20 protein-coding genes are annotated in these 23,730 nt (G+C 67.1%); 13 read left to right on the top strand and 7 right to left on the bottom strand.

The features are described 5' to 3' along the window. Nucleotides 1-75: 75 nt before the first annotated feature. From AWC08_RS33130 to AWC08_RS33100, 7 genes are all read left to right on the top strand, one after another. Nucleotides 76-363, top strand: coding sequence for a hypothetical protein (locus AWC08_RS33130; RefSeq protein ID WP_069434235.1), 288 nt, complete (start codon nucleotides 76-78; stop codon nucleotides 361-363). Nucleotides 364-373: 10 nt separating this feature from the next. Beyond that, nucleotides 374-1,744, top strand: a complete 1,371-nt coding sequence (locus AWC08_RS33125; protein ID WP_069434234.1) for a hypothetical protein — start codon at nucleotides 374-376, stop codon at nucleotides 1,742-1,744. A 10-nt stretch (nucleotides 1,745-1,754) separates the two neighbouring features. After that, the gene (locus tag AWC08_RS33120; protein ID WP_065136560.1) at nucleotides 1,755-2,045 is read left to right on the top strand and encodes a PE family protein; all 291 of its coding nucleotides are present in this window, start codon (nucleotides 1,755-1,757) and stop codon (nucleotides 2,043-2,045) included. Nucleotides 2,046-2,103: 58 nt separating this feature from the next. Further along, on the top strand, nucleotides 2,104-3,183 hold the full coding sequence (locus tag AWC08_RS33115) for a PPE domain-containing protein (protein ID WP_069434233.1): 1,080 nt from the start codon (nucleotides 2,104-2,106) through the stop codon (nucleotides 3,181-3,183). Then, complete coding sequence (locus tag AWC08_RS33110) at nucleotides 3,180-3,998, top strand: ESX secretion-associated protein EspG (RefSeq protein ID WP_065136558.1); 819 nt, start codon at nucleotides 3,180-3,182, stop codon at nucleotides 3,996-3,998. The genes AWC08_RS33115 and AWC08_RS33110 overlap by 4 nt, the downstream gene beginning before the upstream one ends. 66 nt (nucleotides 3,999-4,064) lie before the next feature. After that, nucleotides 4,065-4,340 (top strand): hypothetical protein, encoded by a 276-nt coding sequence (locus AWC08_RS33105; protein ID WP_065136557.1) that lies wholly within the window; start codon nucleotides 4,065-4,067, stop codon nucleotides 4,338-4,340. A gap of 17 nt (nucleotides 4,341-4,357) precedes the next feature. Continuing rightward, on the top strand, nucleotides 4,358-4,654 hold the full coding sequence (locus AWC08_RS33100; RefSeq protein WP_065136556.1) for a hypothetical protein: 297 nt from the start codon (nucleotides 4,358-4,360) through the stop codon (nucleotides 4,652-4,654). Between the two features lie 99 nt (nucleotides 4,655-4,753). Here AWC08_RS33100 and AWC08_RS36075 read toward each other — a convergent pair whose 3' ends face one another. From AWC08_RS36075 to eccCa, 5 genes are all read right to left on the bottom strand, one after another. Beyond that, entirely contained in the window at nucleotides 4,754-4,957 is a 204-nt protein-coding gene (locus tag AWC08_RS36075; RefSeq protein WP_069434232.1) for a hypothetical protein, read from the bottom strand. A gap of 405 nt (nucleotides 4,958-5,362) precedes the next feature. Further along, nucleotides 5,363-8,314, bottom strand: coding sequence for a nucleotide-binding protein (locus tag AWC08_RS33095; protein ID WP_069434231.1), 2,952 nt, complete (start codon nucleotides 8,312-8,314; stop codon nucleotides 5,363-5,365). 98 nt (nucleotides 8,315-8,412) lie between these two features. Further along, complete coding sequence (gene mycP / locus AWC08_RS33090; protein ID WP_065136553.1) at nucleotides 8,413-9,792, bottom strand: type VII secretion-associated serine protease mycosin; 1,380 nt, start codon at nucleotides 9,790-9,792, stop codon at nucleotides 8,413-8,415. Further along, the gene (eccD, locus tag AWC08_RS33085; protein ID WP_232007948.1) at nucleotides 9,792-11,246 is read right to left on the bottom strand and encodes a type VII secretion integral membrane protein EccD; all 1,455 of its coding nucleotides are present in this window, start codon (nucleotides 11,244-11,246) and stop codon (nucleotides 9,792-9,794) included. Before eccD (AWC08_RS33085) ends, mycP begins: the two co-directional genes overlap by 1 nt. Continuing rightward, nucleotides 11,243-15,253 carry a type VII secretion protein EccCa gene (gene eccCa / locus AWC08_RS33080; RefSeq protein WP_085088772.1) on the bottom strand — a complete coding sequence of 1,337 codons (4,011 nt, stop codon included), beginning with the start codon at nucleotides 15,251-15,253 and terminating at the stop codon, nucleotides 11,243-11,245. Before eccCa ends, eccD (AWC08_RS33085) begins: the two co-directional genes overlap by 4 nt. Nucleotides 15,254-15,371: 118 nt before the next feature. Here eccCa and eccD (AWC08_RS33075) point away from each other — a divergent pair, with 118 nt between their 5' ends. Next, complete coding sequence (eccD, locus tag AWC08_RS33075; protein ID WP_069434155.1) at nucleotides 15,372-16,856, top strand: type VII secretion integral membrane protein EccD; 1,485 nt, start codon at nucleotides 15,372-15,374, stop codon at nucleotides 16,854-16,856. Nucleotides 16,857-16,862: 6 nt separating this feature from the next. Here eccD (AWC08_RS33075) and eccB read toward each other — a convergent pair whose 3' ends face one another. Next, nucleotides 16,863-18,350 carry a type VII secretion protein EccB gene (eccB, locus tag AWC08_RS33070; protein ID WP_232007934.1) on the bottom strand — a complete coding sequence of 496 codons (1,488 nt, stop codon included), beginning with the start codon at nucleotides 18,348-18,350 and terminating at the stop codon, nucleotides 16,863-16,865. Nucleotides 18,351-18,485: 135 nt separating this feature from the next. On the opposite strand from eccB, the gene eccE reads away from it, so the two are divergent. Beyond that, nucleotides 18,486-20,195, top strand: a complete 1,710-nt coding sequence (eccE, locus tag AWC08_RS33065) for a type VII secretion protein EccE (RefSeq protein ID WP_069434154.1) — start codon at nucleotides 18,486-18,488, stop codon at nucleotides 20,193-20,195. Nucleotides 20,196-20,214: 19 nt separating this feature from the next. Next, entirely contained in the window at nucleotides 20,215-20,991 is a 777-nt protein-coding gene (locus tag AWC08_RS33060) for a DUF5336 domain-containing protein (protein WP_069434153.1), read from the top strand. Here AWC08_RS33060 and AWC08_RS33055 read toward each other — a convergent pair. Beyond that, nucleotides 20,984-22,111 carry an FHA domain-containing protein gene (locus AWC08_RS33055; protein ID WP_083271214.1) on the bottom strand — a complete coding sequence of 376 codons (1,128 nt, stop codon included), beginning with the start codon at nucleotides 22,109-22,111 and terminating at the stop codon, nucleotides 20,984-20,986. The genes AWC08_RS33060 and AWC08_RS33055 overlap by 8 nt on opposite strands. Nucleotides 22,112-22,458: 347 nt before the next feature. Here AWC08_RS33055 and AWC08_RS33050 point away from each other — a divergent pair, with 347 nt between their 5' ends. The 3 genes from AWC08_RS33050 to AWC08_RS33040 all read left to right on the top strand — a co-directional run bounded on the left by AWC08_RS33050 (nucleotide 22,459) and on the right by AWC08_RS33040 (nucleotide 23,701). After that, nucleotides 22,459-22,776 carry a WhiB family transcriptional regulator gene (locus AWC08_RS33050; protein ID WP_065136549.1) on the top strand — a complete coding sequence of 106 codons (318 nt, stop codon included), beginning with the start codon at nucleotides 22,459-22,461 and terminating at the stop codon, nucleotides 22,774-22,776. Between the two features lie 87 nt (nucleotides 22,777-22,863). Beyond that, on the top strand, nucleotides 22,864-23,379 hold the full coding sequence (locus tag AWC08_RS33045) for a hypothetical protein (protein ID WP_065136548.1): 516 nt from the start codon (nucleotides 22,864-22,866) through the stop codon (nucleotides 23,377-23,379). A gap of 28 nt (nucleotides 23,380-23,407) precedes the next feature. Next, complete coding sequence (locus AWC08_RS33040) at nucleotides 23,408-23,701, top strand: hypothetical protein (RefSeq protein ID WP_065136547.1); 294 nt, start codon at nucleotides 23,408-23,410, stop codon at nucleotides 23,699-23,701. Nucleotides 23,702-23,730: the final 29 nt, after the last annotated feature.

The raw sequence follows: 23,730 nt of genomic DNA, 5'->3' as shown, positions 1-23,730 counted from the left end.
TGGAGACGGCGCTTAAGGTTGAGAGACCAGCGCCAGCGGCAGCTCAGCGGACAATCTGGGGGAAAGAAGCCGACTATGACATTTGAAATGCAGCCTGAGTTCATGGAGGCGCTCACCGACGCCCAGGAGGCGGCGGGCACCGCGATCACCACCGCCTTCGGTGCGGTCACCCCGGCGCAGCTGAGCTCGTTCTCGATGGCGCTCGGCCCGATCGCCGCGGCGAACATGATCCCGGCGATGTTCGAATCCACGGCGAACAACGTCGCCAGCGGCATGATGACGGCCGCCAAACACGGGATGCTCGGCGTAGCAACCCATATCGTCGGCGCGACCCACACCGCCGTCGACGCCACCGACGTCTAGGCGACCGGTCGTGGGCACTACCGACCCAGCACCGCAGCCGGGGACGATCCCCGACTTCGATCACACGCCGGTCGTCAACCAGATGGAAAACGACCTGCAAGCGTGGCTGAATCGTCCGGTTCAGGACATCCTGAACCAGTTCAACCTGGGACAGCTGCCCACCGGCGGCCCGGAGTTCGCCGGACTGCCAGGCGAGGACATCCCGGCCGAACTCACCGGTGCCGCCGCGCCCGGCGGAATGGGCAGCAACTTCGCCAGTGGATTGCTCAAACCGGTCACCGACATGCTCGGCACTTTGGGACCGGGCCTATTCCAGGGCCTGAATCCGACGCAGCTGTTCGGCGGCATCAGCCAGGCCTTTCAGCAGGCAGCCGGCAGTGTGCAACAGGCAATGAGCCAGATGATGGGTGGCATGGGCGGCCAGGGCTGGTCGGGTGCCGGGGCCGGAGCCGCCGCCGCAAAGACCGGCGAGACCCTGGCGAACGGCGCCGCCGTCGCTGCGCAGGGCACCGCACTCGGTGGCGAGTACAGCGCGGCGGCAGCCAATGTGGCCCAGGGCCAGGCGCGGCTGCTGCAAATCCTGCAGGAGTGCCAACACGAGTTGGAGGGCCTTGCCGCCGGGTTGCCCTGGACCGCGGCCAACATGGTCGAGTCCGCATCCCGGGCCAGCGCGCTGGCCACCGAATGCATCACCGAGCTGGAGAGCACCTTGACCAGCCAGGCCGCAACCACCACCGCGACCGGCGCTCCGATAGCGATAGCGCAAGGGCCCCAGATGGCCATGGGGATGGTCGGCCCGATGCTCTCGGTGGGGATGAGCATGATCGGCCCGGCAATGCAGATGGGCATGATGCCGCTGACCATGGGCATGCAGGCAGGAACCCAGGCCCTGCAGGCCGGCATGCAGGCCGGAACGGGACTGATATCGAGCCTGGGCCAGGCCGGTCAGGGCGCGGGCGCCGCGCCCGCCTCCGCTCTGGGGCACACCGGCCGGATGGTCAGCGCGACGCATCCCACTGGCGGTGGCGGACACGGTGGGGGCGGCGGTGTCGGGGCGACGACTCCGGCCCGGAGTCCCGCTTCCTCGCCGCTGGTGCAGAACGAGAACAGCGGTGCCGCAGCGGCGGCACGGTCGGCGATCGCACGGCCCACAGCCGGCGCGGCCGGAATGGGCGGCGCGGGCATGATGCCGGGCGCGGCCGGGTACGGCGGCCAAGGTGGGAAAGCCGGCGCCAGCGGCAGCCACAGCGCCGCGTCCTTCCTGCACACGACGGATCAGGGCGGCGAGATCGTAGGCGACCTCGGCCACGCCAGCCCGGCCGTAATCGGTGACACCACAATCGATCCCGACGACAGCCCCGACATCAAACTTCGAATTTAGGAGCACTGGCATGACCGATTACAACCGCCTGTCCATCCGTCCTGACGAGGTCACCGAGGTCTCCCGGCAACTCGACGAGCTCGCCAACCGGATGCAGCACGTGCTGGAAACCGAGCGGCCCAACCTGACCACCATCGCCTCCGGTCAGGACGAGGTGTCGCAGCGTGTCGCCCACACCCTCAACGAGGTGCACGGCTCGTTCACCAAGGCATCCGACCAGGGCGCCAACGAGATTCGCGAAGTCTCGGCGACGATGCGCACCCACGCGGGGCGCATTTCCGACACCGACCTCGCGGACTGAGGACTCGGTCGATACCGACTGCGGCATCCCAGAACACACCGGAAGGGGGGTTGAGGCAATGGGATTCACCAATGTGATGTGGGAGTCGCGCAGCACCGAGCAGCTCGCGCGCGATCTGACCGAAGGCCCCGGCCCTTCCTCGGTCGGTGAGGCCGGCGCCGCCTGGATCCGGGTGGCCAACGAGTTCGCCAAGATCTCGGCTGACTACGACCGGCTGGTCGAAAGCATCCGGGGCTCATGGGAAAGCAACGCCTCCGAAGCCGCCGTGCACAAGCTGGAAACGTTCGGAAAGTGGCTACAGGCGGCCAGCCTGAGCGCCGCGGCCAATGGCCGACGGGCCGAGGAGGCCGCCGTCGCGAACACCGTCGCCATCCTGTCGATGCCCAGCGTGTCCGAGGCCGTCGAAGCCAAAGCGGCCCAAGACATGATGGCCTCGCTGTCGGCCTACAACGGCGCGATCGTGCAGGGCCATTTCGCCGAGTTCGAGGAGGCCGCCGCCGCGCAGCAGGCCGATGCCGCGGCGGTGATGCATCGCTACGAGGACGCCGTCACCGAACTGGCCGAGCCCTGGGAACAGCCGGTTCCGCCGCAGGTCGCCAATTCCGCTGCGCTCAAAGCCGAGAAGGACGGCAAGTCTCGCGGTGGTTCGCGCGGCGGTGGCGGCGGTGGCGGCGGGGCGGCGCGGCAGCTGTCGCCCATGCTGGCCACACCGGTGGCCGCCAGTGGCGAGGCCAAGGAGCTCAAGAAAACCGGCTTCAAGTCCGACGGTTCCAGCGGCGGCGGGATGGGCCGCGGCGGTGCCGGTTACGCCCCGATGGCCGGGCACCGGCGCGACGGTAGCGGTCAGTCCTACGAGTCATTCCGCGAGGCAGGCACCCTGGAAGGGGCGGGAGAACCCGGCGCCAGCCTGTCCGACGGCGGCCAATCGTGGTTGCCGGCCGCGCAGCAGAGCGACGCGCCGTTTGAGGTTTCACACGTCAGCTGGGGCCCGAACACAGCGATCTTCGACGACCTGGCCGCGCCGGACCCGCAACAGGCCGAGGGCTTCGCCGAGGAGCCCGAGCGGACGCTGCAGCAGGTGTCCGACCGTTGGGTCTCCCCGCCCGTGATCGGCGCTGAGCAGGAGGTGAGCCTGTGACCGCCGCCGTGCTGTCGGGGTTCACCCTGACCGACAACGAACTGCAGGTCGTCGGCGAGCGAGTCGGGGTGCAGGGCTTCCCCACGGTGCTGAACGTGCGTCCCCGGTATGAACGCGTCGACGCCCTCGAAGCCGCGTTCGACATGGCCACCCGGAGCCTGATCGCGCGCGGCCTGATCACCGACGGCGCGATCGATCCCGACTTGGTGCCGATTCTGCGTGCATTGCGCCGGCCGGACCGTGAGTTGGCGATGCGGCTCGTGACACCGGACGGCATCGCCCGGGTATGCGTATTGCGTTGCGGCGCTTTGGGTGTGGTGGCACGCCGGGTGGGTGACAACATCAGCCTGCAGGCGGCCGACGGCGCCGCGGGTTTGTCGTGGGCCATCCAGGCGCTCATCGGTCAGCTGCCCCGGGCGCAGGCGGCGCAGGTGACGCCGGTGGGAGCGCCGACGGACACAGTGACCCGCAAGCTGATCGGAACCCACGACGCGAGGTTGCTGGCCGATCGGGTGCGCGCGCTGGGTGCCGAACCTCGCGCGGCGATGACGCTGGGGGCGGCATTGGCCTCCCGGATGGCGTTCGCGGAGATCGTGTACTACGCGCTGTGTCCCGACCAGGACCGAATCACCCGTCGGCCGGCCGCGGTAGGGGTCTTCTACACCAGGAAGGGCCGCATTGTCGGGGCGCCGAGTGCCTCACCGAGCGGGCAACTGTGGACGACGTTAAAGCCGGGCTCGGATCACTCGGTCGGCCAGGCGATCAGTCAGCTTGTCGAGTTATCGACGGACCAGTGGGAGGCGTCATTGGTTTAGCACGGTATTCGATGAGACCAGACCCATCGTGTCCGGCGATTCAGGGCACCCGAACAAGGAGAAACAATGGCAGTTCCAGGACAGTTTGAAGTCACCGAAGACGCACCGCCGCAGGTCAAGCAAATTCACGAACACCTGGTGGAGACCGACCGCTTGCTGCGCAAGATGGAAGACGAAGTCAATCTCATGGTCGGTCCGAACTGGGCCGGCAACCAGGCCCAACTGTTCCACGGCCGCATGACCGAGCACCTCGACCACCTGACGCAAATCCAGCTGCGCACCAAGAATCTCGCGGAAAGCTCGATGCAATACATCCAGGCCCACCAAAACCTCGACGGCTAAGAATTCAGGAGAAAATCATGACGCACAGCATCAAGTACAACTTCGGCGCGAACTACGAATCGCTGGACCTGATCGGCAGCATCACCGCCGATGCCGAGCAGATGCGAGCCGAGGTCGACAACCTGTTCAATGCGTTGACCTCGGGCGCGTACACCGGCCACGCGCCGGAGCAGATCCACGCTCTGCGCACCCAGTTCTCCAACGAGATGGACGAGATCATCAACGATCTGCACACCACCAGGGCGCGCGCCGTCGACCAGAACCAGCAGGTGCAGGACCTCGACAACAGCCAGGCGGCCAACATCAGCTGCTGATCGCCCGTGGTTTCGATTGGGGCCCGGACTCACCGGTTTCGGTGGGTCCGGGTTTCTCAGTTCCGGACGTGCGACCGGTAGCCCGAATATGTGTGAACGCTAAAAGCCTTCCGGCACCAGACCGACAAGTTCGTTATCTCCACAGTCTGCAATGACAGCGCCGGCCACAGCCTGTAGACGTCGAATGGTCTGCCGAAGCAGACAAATCCTTTCGATGCTCACCGGTTCGATAGTCAGCGCAGCCGGGTCAATGATGAGCACCGGTTGTAATTCGCCGGGCACGAAGAACGCCAGCCGCCGCAATGACGCAGGCTCCCGTTGAGACGGGCACCACCGGAAGCACAGCCCGGGATTCAAAACATGCCTTGACGTCCCAAAGGCCCCACCCGCCCGCGCCGAGGGCCGCTAGACCGAGGGTTTTGGATAACGTGGCCCTGCCTGATCGACGCGTCGCCGCAGAAAGCAATAGCAGAACGAACACCCATATAGCGACGAATCCGGCCATAGCGGCTGGTCGTGAAGGGCTGGCACTCGACAGGGCGAACACCGGGGAGACGACCGCGACGCTGGCAGAAGCCCAGACGACGCCCAAGCCCACGCTTGTCAGAAACCTGCGCAGGCGCCAGAGCCGCGGCCGTACGGGCGTTTCTTCCGCAGACGTCACCATGGTCCGACACGTCCGGCCTCGAACTTGGGAGAACGCACCGATCAGGACTGTTCCCGCGGCGCCCGCAACCGTCCAAAGTTTTCCGCCACCGACCCCGCGAGTTCGAGGTAGGCCTGCCTGGTGGCGGGGTTCAACCGACCGAAGTCGACGTCGGCGCCCTCCGCCAGGTGCGGGTCGAATGGAATGAGATGGATGGAGCGGCAACGCGATTGGAAGTGCTCGTATACCTTGTCCAGCTTGAGTGCCGCCGAGCCTGGGCGAGAAGCACTCAGCACCACATGAGCCTCCCGAACCAGCCCCGAATGCCCGTGCTGCATCAGCCAATCCAATGTGGCCGAGGCGCTGCGCGCGGCGTCGATCGCCGGTGAACTGACCAAGACGATAGTGTGCGCGAGGTCCAGGACCGCCGACATCGCCGAATGCATGATGCCGGTGCCACAGTCGGTCAGAATGATGTTGTAGTAGTGCCGCAGGATGTCGACCGTCCGCCGGTAGTCATCAGCGCCGAACACTTCGGACACCGCCGGATCTTGTTCGCTGGCCAGCACTTCCAAGCGGCTGGTCGCCATCAACGTGTGGTTTCGAACGTCGGCGTAGCGATTGATGTTGGGATCCGACAGCAGGTCGCGGACGGTCGATCGCGTCGACGTGTCACCTACCCGCTCCCCCAGGGTGCCGCGGTCGGGGTTGGCATCGACAGCGATCACTCGGTCGTGCCGTACGGTCGCCAGCGCCGAGCCCAATCCGAAGGTGGTGGTGGTCTTTCCGACCCCGCCCTTGATCGAGAGCACGGCGATGCGGAAGTCTCCGACGATCGGCTGCCGGATCTCGGCAAGCAGATGCTCCTGCTGACGCTCCTTGCGTGAGACACCCGGATTGACATGGCCACCGGTGGCTTTATGCACCGCGCGACGCCAGCCCGACGGCGGTGCAAAACGATCCAGATTGGTGATCTCCGCCTCGTCGATGGATGGCGGGACCCGGAAGGGCTGGTAGCCCGGCGGCGGACCGCCGACCGGCGGCTGCGGCCGGGCCGGCGGAGGTACCGGCTGTGGCGCCCGCGGCGGTGGGGCTGACGCCGCCGGACGTGTTTGCGGCGGGATCCGCTGACCCGGAGGCGGTCCCGGCCACCACGGCGGTGGCGGAAACGGTCCGGGTGGCGGGGGTGGCGGCCAAGGGGGTCGGCCGCCCGAGCGTGGCCTTAGTCTGGCCGGTGGCGCCGGTGCGGGCGGTTGCGGGCTGGGAGCTGACGGACCCTGCTGCGTTGGCGGCTGGTGTCGTTCGGGCGCCGGTGCGGGCTGATGTTGCGGCACCGGAGCGTCCATCGCCACCTCCTCGATCTCCGCCGCCATGGCGGGGCTGGGCGTCTGCCATGGGGGTGGCGCCGGTCGTCGAGGTCCATTCGCGCGTTCCGCAGTGGCCCGCCCAACGTCGTAAACCTCGTCGCGTGAGGGAGATTCGACCTGGGTTACGACGGCCTCGTCGGCCAATTCGTCCTCGGCTACCCGGCTAGCCGGTGACGGGATCGTGGGAGCCTCGCCGGCGAACCACTCGGAGTCGGAGATCGGCGAGTCCTCGTGCGCAGCAACATCGCTGACCAGATCCGTCGGCAGCCATTGCGTCGGCACCGCATCGTCGGCTGGTTCCTCGTCCCCGCGGGGCTCGAATTGATCAGCCGCATCAGTGCCATCGGCCTGTTCGGTGAAGCGCCGGTCCGACGCTTCTGCATCCGCTGCGTCATCGGCGATGGGGTCAACCTCCGGTTCCTGCGGGGCGGCCGTGGCCTGGGCCCGCTTGGCAGCCATCTGCTGGAGTAAGGCCGCGGCCCTCAACTCGATCTCATCCAGTTCGCCGGATCCCGATTCCTCCGTCATCTTCTCTGATTGGACTGCTGCGACGACCGGCTCGGGTTCCGTCGGCGGCGGTTCCCAGAACTGTTCACTGGAGGCCGGCACGGGTTCGGGTTCCACTGGTGCTGCAACAGTTTCAGCCACAGGCTCCAGGAAGAATTCGGGGTCCCACTGGGGCTCCGGCAAAACATCGATGGCCGGGTCGGGTTCGGTAGGTAGCGGTGGTTCCCACAGTCGTTCGGTAGAAACCGGCACGGGCTCGGGTTCCACGCGCCCGGAAACCGGCTCAGCCTCCACCGACGACTCGGAAAACCACTCCTGCTCGGCCGAAACCTCAGCGGCCGGCTCGGGCTCGGCCGACACCTCAGGAATCTCCAGCTCCCCCGAGAGCGCAAGGTCCGATTCGGCTTCGATGTCTGAAACAACAACTGGCGCAACAGGTTCCACCGGCTGCTCAAATCCCAACGGCAGCTCAGGCTCGGAGTCCGCCTCATTGTCAGCAGAGCCGAACTCAGCCGAAGCTGCAGCAACCGGTTCAGATTCAGGTTCCGCCGAGACCTCCACAGCCGCCTCGGGCATCACCAGCGACGAGGCAAGCAACGAATCGTATTGCCATTCCAAGCGTGTCAGCGCTTCGGACACCCACTCGACCGATTCCGCCTCGGCCGAAACCTCAGCCGTCGGCGCGTCAGGCGCCGGTTCTCCGGCAGCGAATGCGCCGGCAACCTCAGCCGTCGGCAAGTCAGGCGCCGGGGACTCAGGCTCCGCCGGAAGCTCAGAGACAGGCGGGGCCGGCTCGGGCTCGATTTGCTGCAGACGCCGGATGCGGTCGAAGGGGACCGCGACCCGCTTAGGCCGAGACTCCGGCATATCTTGCGCCAGCGCCGCCTCGGACTCGGCGGCGGCGTCCGGCCTGCGCGGCTCCACCGGCACACGCTCCCGATTCGGTAATACCGCGGTGTCCTCAGGGGGGCTCGACAACCGGTCGGATTTGTCATCCCGACGCTCGTCTACCTCGTCATGCCGCTTCCCGCGGCCGAGCTGAACGCGGCGGCGCTTCTTCTCCCCCGGCAACCAGGGAGGACGTGCCAGCGACCCGCGTTCGTCTTCGTCAGGTGTCTGCTCGGGCGTTTGCTTTGACACGGTCGTCCCCCCTTTCCATCGCCGGAATTCGCTACAGACCGTATTCAATTCTACGTAGGGCTAAACGCATAATTTTCCATTTAGCAAGCGTTATCAATTCAGCGGCCAGAATCGCGTCGACGTCTGGCCACTGAAGCCGCCCACGCCACCGCGGCCAGCGCGACGGCTCCTGCGGTCACCGACAACACGATGATCCGCGCGCGCTGACTGCCCGGGTCACGATGTGGCCGACCCGCGATCGGCGTCGGCGCCTCCGGGTTGGGCATCTGGTTCGCCGCCGGCAGCCGGTAAGTCAACGCGGCGACCGGGTCGACGACGCCGTAACCGGTGGCCTCGTTGGGGCCGGCCCCCGGAGTGTGGGCGGTGCGCTTGACTAGATCGATCACCTGACCGGCGTTCAGCTCGGGAAAGCGTGACCGGATCAGGGCCACCACACCGGACACGAACGGCGCCGCGAAGCTGGTGCCGTTGACCGGCGCCAACCCTTGTTGGCTCATCACGGCGTTGATCAGGCCGGGGCCGTTGGAGTCCAGTGAGAGGATGCGTTCACCCGGCGCCGCGACGCCGACCCACGGCCCGTGCAGGCTGAAATCGGCGGGCTCCCCCGATGTCGTCAACGCACCGACGGTCAGCACGTAGTCGCTGAACCAGGCCGGGCTGGCGATGGTGCGCACCGAATCCCATCCACTCTTCAGTGGCATGTTGGGGTCGGGCATCGCGTTCTGCGTCTTACACAGCCCCTGGTTGTTGAAGTTGCCGGCCGCGGCCACCACGACGACGTTGTGTTCGTAGGCGAATCGCACCGCGCGCCCGAGCTGGGCGTCGTCCAGGCCGCCGCCGACCGGGCTGCAGGCCACCTCCGACAGGTTGATGACGGTGGCGCCGAGGCTGACCGCGCGGGTGATGGCATAGGCCAGCGTGACGGTGTTGCCATAGCCCGGCGAGGTGGCATTGGGGTCGTTGGCCTGGCCGGAGCCGCCCTCCTTGACGCCGTAGACGGTGCTGTTCTGGCGGATCGAGAGGATGGTCGCCTCGGGTGCCACGCCCGCAAAGCCGTCGGCAGGGCTGGGCGCACCGGCGATCAGTCCGGCCACCAAGGTCCCGTGGGCGTCACAGTCCTGCAGACCGTCGGTGTTGGACACGTAGTCGCCGCCGCCTTCCAGCAGCGGCAGCCGCAGGTGCCGGTTGACGCCGGTGTCGATCACCGCGACCTTCTGTCCGGCGCCGCGGGAAAACCGCCATGCGTCGGTGTAGTTGAGCATGGCTTCGGCGCTGGTCTGCAGGGTGAAATCGGTCTGCGGCAACACCCCGGTGGGGACCCCGCAGATCGCTTTCAGGTCGGTCGGCTCAATCGGACCGAGCGGCCCGTTCGGCGGGGGTCCGGGTTCCACCACCGGCGGCTGAATCGCCCACGCCGGTACTGGGTTCGCCAAGGCCGCCAGCATCACCGCGGCCGAAAGGGCGACGAACCGCTTCATTACAAGCCCAGGCGCTGGTACACGCCGATCACCCAGAGGGCCAACGGGATCAGTGATCCGACGGCCAGATAGTCGAGGTACGCAAGCACCGTGGCCACGCGGTGCTGCCCTGCGGACAAGGCGACCCCCGCCACCGCGGCGCCCAGCGCCACGGCGAGCAACACGCCGAGCGCCACCAACGGCATGGGCCCCAACCCGTCCTGAGCCATCACGCAAGTGATTACCAGGATGATCACGGCCGGCGCCGCCGTGGCGGCGCGCTCGAACCAGGTGCCGAACGTCCGGCTTCGCACGGCCAGCACTGCGGCGACCGCCAGCGCGAACGCGAACACGGGCCAGTCGGGCCCGTTACGCAGCAGCAGCGTCACGTAAACCGCTGCGGGCGTGGCTAATCCGGTCAGCAGGCCCGACCGCGTGATCGCGGCGGACTTTGCCCTGTTCCACACGGCTTCCGCAGTCGGCATCGCCGTACCCGAATCGCCATTCTCCGTCGCCGCCGACGGCTCGAACGGGTTCTCGAAATCCCAGTCTTCGCGACTGGTTTCGACGGTGACCGTCGGGGTCTGAAACCGGCCCAGCCGAGCCGTCGCCCGCCGCACCGCCAGACAACTCAAAGTCACCACTACCGCGGCCGTCACGAACACGATGTCGGCGCGCACGTGAAAGGCGCGAGCCAGCAGCGAAACCCCTACCAACCCAAAGCTCAACGCTGCAGCCAGATAGGCCCAGTGCCCAGACCCGCAAACCCGGTCGTACAGGACACACAGCAGCATTACTGCCCCGCACGCACCGGCCAGCCCGAAGTCCCCGTATCGGCCCAGCAGCGCGAAGGCAAGCCCCGCCGTGATCGGGATCGCCGCCCACCCCAGCGCCGCGGCCACGTCGTCCAAACCGTACGAACGATGCGCCATGGTGGCCCCGCCCACCAGCGCCAGCACCACCGCGCCGGCCACCCCGACGGTCACATAGAAGTTCGCCGCGCCGGTCCGGCGCACCAGGCAGTACACCATCGCCAGGGCGGCGAGGTGGACTCCGGCGAAGGCCATCCAGCGCGCGGACACCGAATCCCACGCGGCGTAGGCCGCCTTGTTCAACCGGCCGACCGCGTCCACCACGTCGTCGTAGAGAGTGGGCGGCGACAGCGCTTGGCGCGGCGCGAGACGCAGCAATTCCCCGCTGGCCACCCCGGCGTCACGCAGCGTCTGGTCGGGTCGTAGCTCGGTGTCGCCATCGAATCGGCTGAGCACCCAGAACGTGCGGCGCTCGTCTTTCGAATCCTCGTCGGTGTCACGGGAACTGATCAGTCGTGCCACGTCCGGGACGAAGCTCGATACCGGAACGTCAAGGGGCAGAGCAATGTCCAGCTGCGTCTGGCCCCCGAAGATCGACACCCGGATGTGGTCGGGTGCGGCCGAGACCACCCGGACCCGTCTCAGTTCGCTGACGCCGGTCACAGTTCGGGCATCCTGGACAGCTGGATCACGCCGCTCCTGGCCGTGCGGGAGATCAGCATCCCCCGGCCGGGAGGCATTTCGGTGGCCTTGTAACCGAACAGCGCTCCTTCGTCTTTGCTCCCACTCATCACCAGAGCATTGCAGGACAGGTCCTTCAGCCGGCCGACGAACGGGTCCATCATCGCGCGCCCGGCGCCTCCGATCCGTCGGGCCACCACTACGCGCAGGCCGATATCACGCGCCTGCGGAAGGAACTCCGCCAGCGGGCTCAACGGGCTGCTGATAGATCCGGTCGCCACCAGGTCGTAGTCGTCGATCATCACGAAGATGTCCGGGCCGGACCACCAGGACCGCTCCTTGAGTTGCTGCTGGGTGATGTCGCTGGGCGGGATCCGCTCGCGCAACGTCTCCGCCAGGGCGCTCATCAGCTCGGAACAGGATTGTGACGCCGTGGCGTAGCCGCCCAGATAGTCGTTGGCCACGACACCGAGCATCGAGCGGCGGTAGTCGACCAGCACGATCTTGCATTGCTCGGGAGTGGCGTTCTCCATCAGCCCAGTGGCGATGTTGCGCAGCAAACCGGTCTTGCCGCATTCCGCTTCACCGAACACCACCAGATGCGGCTGCGCCTCGAAATCCAGGACGACGGGCATCAAGTCCGCTTCGTTGATGCCGATGGCGAAGCGGGCCTTGCTCAAGATTCCGGCCGATCGCGCCACGCGCACCACCGCCGCGCGGTCAACCTTGTGCGGCAGCATCCGCACTCGCGGCGCTTGCCGTTTGCCGTAGTGCGCCCGCATCGCCTTGACCGCGGCCGCCACACCCTCGGGCAAGTCTTCCACCCCCGAACTGGAATCCAGGCGCGGCAGTGCGATGAGAATGTGCAGCCGTTCGTGGCTCATGCCCCGGCCTGGCCGGCCGACCGGGATGAGTTCGTTGAACCTGCGGCCCACGTCGCTGTCCAGCGCGTCACCCAGCTTCAGCTCGATGCGGGTGCCCAGCATGTCCTTGACCGCGGCCCGCATCTCCATCCAGCGCGTTGCCGAGATTACCAAGTGGATCCCGTACGAAAGCCCCTGGACGGCAAGCGAGTTCAGCGTTGGTTCGAGTATCTCGAAATCACTGCGGATCGAGGCCCAGCCGTCGATCACCAGGAAGAGGTCACCGAACTTGTCTTGGCTCAACGGATCTCGTGCGGCCACCTCAGGCGGCAAGGTCGCCAGGTGCGCTTTGCGCTGCCGGAAATCGCGCATCGATTCGATGCCCAGATCACGGAACCGCACCTCCCGGGCGCGCAACACCCCGGCCACCTCAGCCACGGTGCGCCGGATCCCGTCGGCGTCCATCCGGCCGGCGACACCACCGACATGCGGCAGGTTGACCAGGCTCGCCAGCGTGCCGCCGCCGAAATCCAGGCAGAAGAACTGCACCTGCTCCGGAGTGTGGGTGGCCGCGGCCGACATGATCAGGGTGCGCAACGCCGTGGACTTACCCGACTGCGGGCCACCGACCACCGCCACGTTGCCCTGGGCGCCGGACAGGTCGACCATCAGCACGTCGCGGCGCTGATCGTAAGGCCGGTCGACGACCCCCATCGGCAGCCACAGCCGCCCGTCGAGATTCTCGGGGGCAGACCAGTTGGCATCCGCCAGCAGTTGATTCACCGCAGGACTCTCATCCAGCGGCGGTAGCCACACCTCATGGGCCGGTCGCCCATGACCCCGCAGCCGCGACACCACGACATCGAGCAGGGTGGTCCGGACTGGAGACGACGAGACGCTGGGTGCCTCTGTTTCGACTGGGGCAGCCGGCACCGCATCCTTCTTGACCGGCGTCGCGGTGAACAGCTTCGGCGCCAGCGCGCCGAGTTGCCTGCCGCGGCCAGTCGGCGTGCGGCGCGGCCGGACGTACTCACCGGAGACGTAGCAGGTGTTGAACCGAACCGGTTCGGAGGCATCGCATTTCAGGAATGCCGACCCGGGAACGCTGGGCAGGTGGTAGGCGTCGGGCACTCCGAGCACACTGCGCGACTCCCCGGCCGAGAATGTCTTGAGACCGATCCGGTAGGACAGGTGCGAATCCAGTCCGCGCAGCTTGCCCTCCTCCAACCGCTGCGATGCCAGCAACAGATGCACATGCAGCGACCGGCCCAGCCGGCCGATCATCACGAATAACTCGGCGAAATCCGGCTTCTGAGAGAGCAGTTCGGAGAATTCGTCGACGATCACGAACAGCGCCGGCAGCGGATCCAGTTCGGCGCCGGCCGCCCGGGCACGCTCGTATTCGTTGACGTTTGGGAAGTTGCCGGCCGATCGCAGCAGCTCCTGGCGGCGGTTCAGCTCACCGGCCAGCGCGTCACGCATCCGGTCGACCAGGATCAGCTCGTCCTCGAGGTTGGTGATGATCGCCGCGATGTGCGGCACCCCCTCCAGTCCGAGAAACGTTGCGCCGCCCTTGAAGTCGACGAGCACCAGGTTGAGCACCTCGGGCGAGTGGGAGGTGACCATCGACAGCACCAGCGTGCGAAGGAACTCGGACTTACCCGAGCCAGTGGCGCCGATGCAGAGTCCGTGCGGGCCCATGCCGGATTCCGCTGACTCCTTGATATCCAGTTCCAGCGGCTGGCCGTTGGGCGTGTACCCGATCGGGACTCGTAACCGTTCGCGCGGTGAGCGCTTCCGCCAGATCTGCTCGGGCACGATCTCGGCGGCGTCGGGAATCTTCAGCAGTGCCATCAGGCCCGGGTCGGTGGCGCGTGCGTCGGCTTCGAGGTTGACGATGTGCGCGGCGCTGGCCAGCCGGTAACGGCCGATTCGGCGGGCGGTCGCTTCGGCTTCGGCGATGGTGATGGCGTCGGGGGTGGCGAACCGTTCGACGCCGACCGCGGTGCGCGCCCCGACGTCATCGCCTTCCACCACTAGTTGCAGGCCGCGCCGGTTGGCGGGGGCGTCGGCGCCATTGAGATCCAGCAGCGTGACACTGTCCAGGCCGGCGTCGGTGACCAGACGCTCGGTGCCGGTGATGTATCCGTCGTCGATCACCACCACCAGGTGCTTGAGGCCTTTGGTCGGCTCGGCGTTGCGGCTGAACCGGCCCCGCTCCCCCAAATCCGTTGCCAGCGCCCGCTCCAGCAACTCGAGTCCCGGGAACAGCAGCCGCATCGAACCCATGCCGTCGCGTGCCGTGGCGTGCTGGGCGTGCGGCAACCACTTCACCCAGCTCCAGTTCTCGCCGTCCGGATTGGCCGTTACTACGGCAACCTGCACGTGGTCGGGTCCGTGAAATGCGCACAGCTCCAGGATCATTGACCGCACCAACTGCCGCGCCAGCTTGCGGTCGCCCTCGAACGTGATCGCCGGGAACGCGCGCAGCGATACCGCAGTGGGCAACGCGTGCACCACCGAGTGCGTCTTGACGAACCGGCGCAGCGCCACCGTCGATACCGGCTCCAGGTCCTCGGGCGGGCCGGTCTCCGGCGCCAGCAGCCGGGTGGCCAGTCGATGGGTGCCCAGACCGACCCGGACATGGCAGAAGTCGTTGTCGGTGGGACGGCGTTCCCACATCCGGCGGGTGCCCACCACGTCGGCCAGCGCCCGCGGATCAGGGTGGCTCCACTCCAGGGCCGCCCGCTGGCCCGCACCGGTCATGTCGGCGTCATCGCGCAGGTTGGCCAGGTAACTGAAGTAGTCTTTGCGCTCTTCGTTGAGTTCGGCGGCGGCCTTGCCGGAGCGGCCACCACCGCCGATGAACATGCCGGCCATCGACATGACCATCATCATCGGGAAGATCAGGAACATCGGGTTCTTCATCAGATCCCGGCCCCCGACGGTCACCATCAACGCGATCATCCCGATCACGGCGACGATCATCACGAAGGGCAGCAACCGCATCAACAGGCTGCCGGGAATGACTCGCGGCACCTCCGGTGGCGGCTGCAGATTGACTTCACCGCCCGGCATGCGCGGCGGCGAAACCCGCAGGCGGCGCACGAAGCCCTGCGTACTCAACGCCACATCCCTTTTGATCCCCCAAAATCCCGCGAAACTCGAAATTGGCTCAGATTTGGCCCTCGGCGCCAAAGTAATGTCACCAGCAAATGACACAACCCGCAGGAGGCCGACAGCGATGACTCTACCGCCGTCGCTGTCGGAATTAGACGCAGAATCCGAGGCCGAACCCACCCTCAGCCGGGTCACCTTGGTGGTCGGTGATCTGCGGCTTGACGTCGGCTTACCGCCCAACGACAGCATTGCCGGGTTCATCGACGACGTGATCGACATCGCCAATGAACAGCTCGCTGCGCACCCCGGCGGCGAGGACCTGATGTTCGACACCACCGAGGCAAAGTGGACCCTGGCCCGTCTCGGTGACGACGCGATCGACCCCGGCCGCTCACTGAACGAAGCCAACGTCTACGACGGCGAGTTGCTGGTCATTCGGGAGATGGGTCAGCCGGCCCGTCCGATGCTCTTCGACGATGTGGAAGACGAGCCCGGCCCGGATAAGCACCCCACCTTCGGTTGGCTAGCCCGCGACGCGCGCCTCGTCGCCAGTTTCGGTGTCGGACTGGCCGCCACCCTCACCGCCGCTTTCCTGCTGCCCCGGCATGCCGGCGAGTTCTACGTGCCCGCCACCGCGCTGGGAGTCGGCGCCGTGGCCGTGCTCGTCGCGTGCGTGATCGCCCACCGTTCGGCGGGCACCCGGCGCTCGGAGTGGCTGGCCGCGGTGGCCACCCCCCTGCTGTTCGGCGGCGCGCTGTACGTGGTTCCCGACGGCTTCGGCGCGAAGTCGCTGCCGATGGCCTGTGGGCTGACCGGGCTCGCCTCGCTGCTGGTGCTGCTGATCACCGGCCGTGGTCGCGCGCTGCACACCGCCGTGATCTCGGTGGCGGTCATCGGCGGGGCGGCGGGCGTGGCCGACCTCTTGTGGGATCCGGCGCCGCGCGCCACCGGAGCGGTACTGGCGACGGTGTCGGTGATCGTCGTCTACCTGTCGCCCCGGGTGACCATCCTGCTGGCCAAACTGCCGGTGCCGCGGGTGCCGACGGCCGGCGAGCCGCTGGACGACATCGAGACGCAGGGCGGGACCACCGTGGAAGGTGTCAATGCCGTTGGCAAGCAGGTGATCCCGACCGAGGAAGGCATGATCGTGCGGGTTCGGCGGGCCAGCCAGTACCTGACCGGCATTCTGGCGGCAGCCGCGATCACCGCGACCGCCGGCTGCTATCTGGCGCTCGACTTCAGCGGTGGGTTCTATTGGCAAGGAACGGTTTTCGCGGTCGCGGTGGCCACGGTACTGTGCCTGCGCGGACGCAGTCATCACGATCTGGTGCAGTCGGCGACGCTGATCGCCGCCGGCATGGCGATCGCGCTGCTGTCCATCGTCAAGATGGCGGCCGGCCTCGACGACTGGGAGTTGTACGCCACGTTGGCTCTGGCGGGGCTGATGGTGCTGATGGTCGCCTGCGGTGTCGTCGCGCCGCGGCTGGAGTTCTCACCGGTGCTGCGCCGCCAGGTGGAGATCCTGGAATACCTCGCGATCGTCGTGGTGTTCCCGCTGTGTTTTTGGATCGTGCGGCTCTACGCGGTGTTCCGCGAGCTGCGCTTGTAGCGCAGCTCAGGACCTCGGCGGTTCGACCTTGGAGCCGCGGGGGTCGGCGCCCATCCCGTCGTGGGCGACCAGCGCCGCCTCCTGAGACAAATCGGGCCCGGCCGGCAACAGCGACACCACGGGCCACGGAGCCAGTTGCGGCACGTCCGTGTCGAGCTTGGGGTCGTGCACGCCGGTGACCCCGAGTGCGGCGGCCGTAGGCAGATCCTTGATGTGATAGCGAACCCCGGCGTCGGAGACGTAGAACAGCTGACCCAGTGCGCGGCTGTCCGCTTCGCCGCCGGTGGCCTGAATGTATTCGCCGGTGCCGGGCTTCACGTACACCGAGTCGACGCCGGGCCCGTTGCCGTCACCGGTCGCCAGACCCACAGGCTGGGCTCCGTCCGGAATGGGCAGCCGGTGACCGACCAGCAGCCGGACAGTGGCCTGCGCGGCGGAGTTCGCGCGTTCCCACTGCATGCACACCACCCGGTCCGGCTCGGCGTTGACGATCTGCGGCGACACGCCGGGGTAGTGATCGATCGCCAAAGTGTGCACGATCGGCACCCGGCTGACCACGGACGGCGGCACTTCACGCGCTTCCGGGGCGGCGGGGTTGCTGTACCGGATGATGTCGGCGGCGGCCGGCGAAACGGGTTGCAGTCCGTCGGGCAGGACGACGTAAAGCTGTTCACCGCGCGAGTCGACGGTCTTGACGACCGAACCCACCGGATATCCGGCGGGCAGGCCGGGCATCGCGCTGCCGGCGCCGGGGATCATTACCGGGCGAATCGGCGGCACCAGCGGAAACGCGTTGAGCAGCGCCCCCGAGATCGCCCGGGTCGCGGCGTTCTGCAGGTGCAGGGCATTTACCACCACCGCGTCGTTGGGGTCGATCACCGCGCGCACGCCGTCGAAGATCAGATAGACGGCGTCGCCCGATCGGACCAGCAGCATCTGCGCCGGCGTCGCCTTGCGGATGTCGTCGTCGAGCGTCAGGTCGCCCGCGACCACCGTGGTCTGCACGCTGGCCACCCCGACACTCTTGGCCACATCCGGGGTTGCGACCGAGTCACACGCCGTCCATACCGACGTCCGCATGTCCGCCCCGGCGTGAATGCTGTTGGGCGCGCCGATGATTCCCACCATGGGCCCGCGGGGCAACTGGTTGAGCCATTTGTCGCTGACCGACTTCGGGGCGTCCGGCTTCCCAGTGATCAGTCGCGCGGATGCGAGGTTGAGCACCGGGTGCAAGCGATCGCCGATGCGGACATACAGACCGCCGTTGGATGCACTGAGCAGGATCTGTGCGTTGCCGATGTTGGGCGACGGCTTGAAGAACGCGAGCACACCGGCAGCCCCGGTGATCAGAATGGCGATCACCAGACCCACCAGCAGGGAGCGGATCTGGCCGCGCATCGGGTCGTGGATCATCCGGGAGTCGGCGCGAATCAGCGCATGCTCCAACCGGCGAATCAAGAACCGATAGCCATTGACCTGCGCGCGCGTAGTCACTTGCGCGGGCATAAACACCCCCATCAGCGTCGGGCAAGCACCGAGCCTCGGTAGCGTATAACAACGTCAACCGGCAAATACGCGCAAATTTTCGGCCGGCGCTCTGGATAGGATCGCTTCGTGCCGCGTCGTCCCGTGACGCCCCCCAGGGGCGCGACTTCGGAGCAGAACGAACTGCGGTCGACGACCGATATCGGCGCTGCGCGTCTGCTCCCCCTGCCCGACCTGCTGGTCCTGCAACTGATCGTCGCCGCCGGGACGGTGACGGCGCCGCTGCTCGGCTTCCCCGGTTGGCAGGGCGGCCTCGCCGGGCTGGCGCTGGCCCTGGCCCTGGTGGTCCGCTTGCGCGGGACGACGCTGCCGCGGCTGGTCGCGTTGCGCAGCGGATTCTGGTGGCAGCGACGTAAACGAACCCGCAAGACCACACCGGCCGAACCCTTCGACGTGCCGATGGCCGACGGTTCCCTGATCGGCTTCCGTTGGGACGGAAGCACTTTGATGTCGCTGCTACAGATCGAAGAGAACCCTCAGGCGATGACGATCATGGAACCGGGCATGACGGTCTCCGGGGAGACGGTGCCGGTGCAGGCCCTCGTGGACTGCCTGCAGCAGTTCGATATCACCCTGGATTCGATCGACGTGATCAGTCAGGGTGCCAGGTCGCAGGGACACAGCCAGGTGGCCGCGGTGTACGACGCGGTGCTGGGTCCACTGCCGGCGATCGCCCAGCGCAACGTGTGGATCGTCATCCGGCTCGACCCGTCGCGGTGTGCGGCCGCGGTGCGCCGGCGCGGCGGCGGTCGCAACGGAATCCTCCGCACCGCCACCACCGCCACCCGCCGGGTCGCGAACAGGCTGACCGAGGGGGGCCTGCGCACCCGGGTGTTGACCGCCGGCGAGATCGGTCAGGCCACCAACCAACTGACCGACGGCGTCGATCTCAGCACGGTCGAGGAGACCTGGCGGAGTTGCCGGGAAGGCCGCTTCCGGTTGCGCAGCTTCGCGATCAAGCCGCGCATGCTCACCACCGCGGGGCTCGGCCTGCTGTGGACCATCCCCAGCTACTCGACCACCATGTCGCTGTCGTTGCGCCGAGATGATCCACGCGGGCCGATCCAGGTTCGCGGGTTGGCCCGATTCGACACCCACGGCCGGGCTCGCATTCAATTGCGCGGTCTGACTCACCTGCGTGGGCAGCAATACTGCGCCCTGGCCGCCAGCCTGCCGGTGCCTGCGCCGCCGCGTCCCGTCGGAAAATGGTCGTATTCAAGCCTTTCCACCACCCGCGCTGGCGCGCCAGACCGGGATTTTCAGGATCTGTACGTGCCGGCCTCCGGCTGCGGACAGGTGATTGGCGCCGACGATCACGGCCGCGCGGTGGCACTGTCGCTGTTCGGTCCGCAGATCCGGCGGGTGGAGATCGCCGGCACCTTGCATCTGGCGCAGCAGGTGGTGTTGCGTTCCCTGGCGCTGGGAGCGCACGTGCTGGTGCACAGCCGGCGACCGACCAAGTGGCGCACCATGGTCGACGAGGTTGACGACCACGATCTGCTGTGGGTCTCGGATTTCAACCGCGGGTCCATGCAGGCAGGCGCCGATCGCAACTACTCGGTCGAGATGTTCGACGGGGTGGCCGAGCAATCCGTGCGGGTAGGAGTGACCGCCATCGTGGTGGTGCCGCCCAAGACCCCGGTGACCGCAAACGCCGACGTCGCGCTCGAGTCGCTCAACATCGACACCGATACCGTCAAGGTGAGCACCCGCACCGGCTCGTCGGTGGTCACGATGGTCGCCACCGACGAAGAGATGCGCTATCTCAAAGCGTCGTTCGCCGCCGAAGACTGACCCTTTCAAAGGAGTGAGCATGGCCTACCCCGACAGCCAGGGCTATTACCAGGCCGAACCGAGCAATTACTACGGCGGCTATTCGCCGTGGTCTCCCGGGCCGGAGACCGGCGGCAAGGTCTCGCATCGCCAATTAAGCTGGGCCGTAGCACTTTTGGGCCTTTGCTCCTACCTGGTGAGCTTCGGGCCGATGCTCAGCGGCTTCGGCATCGACTGGGATGTGCGGTTCGCCGTGCTGGCTGGTCTGCTCGCCGCGTTCGGGCTGCTGCCCGGTCAAACACCAGTTGCCAAGATCGTCGCGGCACTGGCCGCTATCGGATTCCTCGACGCGCTGTCGCGAGTTCTCGTCCTTCCCGAAGGGGTCCAGCCGGGCTGGGCGATGTGGGTCGTGGTGGTGCTCAACGGTCTGCAGGCCGGCGCCGCCGTCGGCGCACTAGTGACACAGCCGACCGCCTCAGCAGATCAGCAGGCCTGGTACGCGGCGTACGCCGAGCAATATGCGCAGGCCGCGGCCCAGTATTACGGCCAGTACGCCGATGGCGAGCAGGCCGACGTCGCGGACGAGAGCGGGACCGCGCAAGCCCAACAGGTGCACCAGGTGTCGGCCCCGCAGCCGCGGCCGCCCGCTGCGCCACAGGAGGCGAGCTACGACGAATTCGTCGGCGGTCACGCACCGCCCGGGCCGGCGTCCGCCCCGCAGGCGGCACCGCCGCAGGCGGGCCTGCCCAATGTGGGACAGTCAGCGACCCCCGCCCAGCAGGTCGTGAGCGAGCCGGGGTACCGGGCGTCTAACTGACCGAGAGCTGCCCGATCAGCGTCCTGATCGCGCCCGCGACGTCATCGGGTATCGGACGTTCTGCCTCGGCGTCGGCGAGGAAGTCAGCGGGCAGGCCCGCGGCGGCGGCAGCCTCGTCGATACTGAGTTCGGCACGGTGGCGGGCTTGGTAAAGCCGCTGTCCCAGAGTCGCGTTCGGCGATTGCGCGGCCCTGGCCATCACCTCGTTGTAGGTGCGGCGCACGGTGCTCAACGCCAAAACCACCGACGGAGTGCCCTTGGCGTTGCGGGCCGCACTTGCCGCCACGTTCTCGAGTTTGCGCAAGTCGGCCAGGATCTTGGTGACCTTCGGGCTGAACGCCGGGTCCGACGGCTCGGGCAGCTCGGTGGTGGCCGCACTGATGGTGTGCATCGCCAATTCGACGGCCTCGGCCATCAGCGGCGCCCGGACGGTGTCGGTGAGTGACTCGGTGGCCTCTTCGGTGGCGCCCGGCATCTCCGCGGGCGCGGTCGCCGGTCCCGGTATGGGTATCACCGCCGACCCGCTGCGGATGCGGGCGATGGTGCCCGGTGACCACTGCAAGGCTTTTTCCAGCTTGGCCAGCGTGCCGCGGCGCGGCCAGCTACGGCCTTTCTCGAACGCGATCAGGGTGCCGGCGTTGATGATCTTGTCCTTCGCCAGCCCACGCTGAGTGATCTCCAGTTCGTTACGGCGCGCGGCTACGGCCTGCCCCGCACGCGCGACCCCTGGGTCGAGGTCGGCGTCCCACCATTCGTCTTCGTCCGCTTCGGGCAGATCGATCACACCGGTGACGTCGTCCGCCTCGGGCGTCAGCGTGACCGGAAAGCCCTCCGGATTGGCCAGATGCAGGGTGGTCGCGCCGGAGAGCAGCACCGAGCTGCGTCGCACGCCGTCCACGTACATGCCGTTGGTGCTGGTGTCGATCGCATGCCATCCTTCGCGGTGCGGTTCCAGACGAACGTGCCACCGCGAAATCCGGTCGTCGGAAAGCCGGACGGTAGCTGAGTTGTCCCGGCCGATGATGGCAATGCCCGCTCGCGGGTCCAGGGTGTGCACCTCATCGCCAAGTCGCACGACCAGCGCGGGCGGCCACTTGTACACGGCCTGATCAGACGTCACTGCGCTTCTCCCCCGGCTCGAACCCCGACATTTCGGGCACTCGCCTCAGCCTTCCTCCGGCACTACGTTTGTAGATGCTACATCTTTCCCGCTACGCGTTCGCACCCGACATGGGCCGGTAAACATATTTTTACCGGCTTATCTGCGATTTTCGCCCAGAAGGCACCGTGGCGCGGTAATAATCCGACCAAGACGTGTGCCACGGTTCAGTTGTAGTACACATGTCTAACACGGGCAAGTTCGGTTGTAAGTTGTAGCTGCTACGGTTTACATGTTGCGCTGATGCTAGATTTGTGGTTATGTCGTCGCATCGACGGCGCATGGGCGCCCGAATTGGGAGGAAAGCGATGACTGCTCCGGCAATTCCGTTGTCCACACCGCTGAACGAGTACGTTCCGGCGTGCACCAGCGAGCCAGAACGATGGACGACGACCGAGCCCGACGAAGATGCCAAGGCGCTCTGTCTTGCGTGCCCGCGGCGATGGTTGTGCGCCAGCGAGGCCTATCAAGTCACCGGCGTCGAGGGCTTGTGGGCGGGCGTAGTGGTGCCCGAGTCCGGACGGGCACGTGACTTTGCGTTGCGCCGACTGCGCGCCCTGGCCGAGCGCGGCGGTTACCACGTCCGTCCGCGCCGTCGCGGCCGGCCCCGTGGTTCGCGCAACTGAATAGCCGGGCTGGGAAAACGCGTGCATACTTGTCCGGCGGCGGCACCGTAAACTATCGGCACAGCTCAGGTCGTTATGGGGGAATCAGTGAGCGGTCTCGGTGACCTGTTCGGCGGCGTGGATCCCGACGGCCTCGATGTCGAGCAGTTGCGGTCGCAGTTGGCGGATTTCACCGGCGCGGCCGCACAGTCGGCGCAGCGGATGGCGATCGAGACCGCGGACGCCTGGTCCAAGGACGACCTGGCGCACGTCTGGGTGAACGCCCAGGGCGTCGTCATCCAAGTCGAGTTCGACGACCGACTCTTCGCCGAAGCCACCGGCGCCGACGCCGGTGCTGCCGTCGTGCAGGCCGCCCAGGCAGCGGCGGCCAAGATGCGGACGAAGACCGATGAATTCCAGGCTGCGTTGTGGCAGCGGGTATCTCAGTTCGGCGTCCGGCCGATCAACGAGATAGAGGAGTTCAAGGCGATGCACCCACAGGTACCGCTGTCCGGCCCCGGTTCACGGGAGCGGCGCGTGCTCGCCGAAGAACCGCACGCCACATTCCGCACCGCCCACGCCGACCCGCACGACTGGCAACCAACCATTCGAGACACCGACTGATTCCCGTCCAGCGGTTAAGGAGCGATACATGGCAGAGCAATTCGAATACGACGACGGGACGGCCCGGGCCGCAATCAGCCAGTTCGACGAGCTGGGAGCTTCGCTGGGATCGCTGATCGACAGCTTGAGCGGCGAGCTGTCCGGCGACTCACCGTGGTCCCACGACAAGATCGGTTCCAGCTTCGCCGGAAAGTTCGATCCGGATCGCTCGAAAGTGATCAGCAATGCGGTCGATCTGCGCAAGGCGATACAGAGCGTGGCGCCGACACTCACCGACGCGGCCGACAACATCGTCGCTCAGGACGGCGGCGTGGCCGAATAACCGCCGCCTTCTTCCACCGAAGACATTGC

Source organism: Mycobacterium gordonae (assembly GCF_002101675.1).
Lineage (GTDB): Bacteria > Actinomycetota > Actinomycetes > Mycobacteriales > Mycobacteriaceae > Mycobacterium > Mycobacterium gordonae.
The sequence above is the reverse complement of the archived record's forward strand: the minus strand, read 5'-3'. Positions and strand labels throughout refer to the sequence as shown.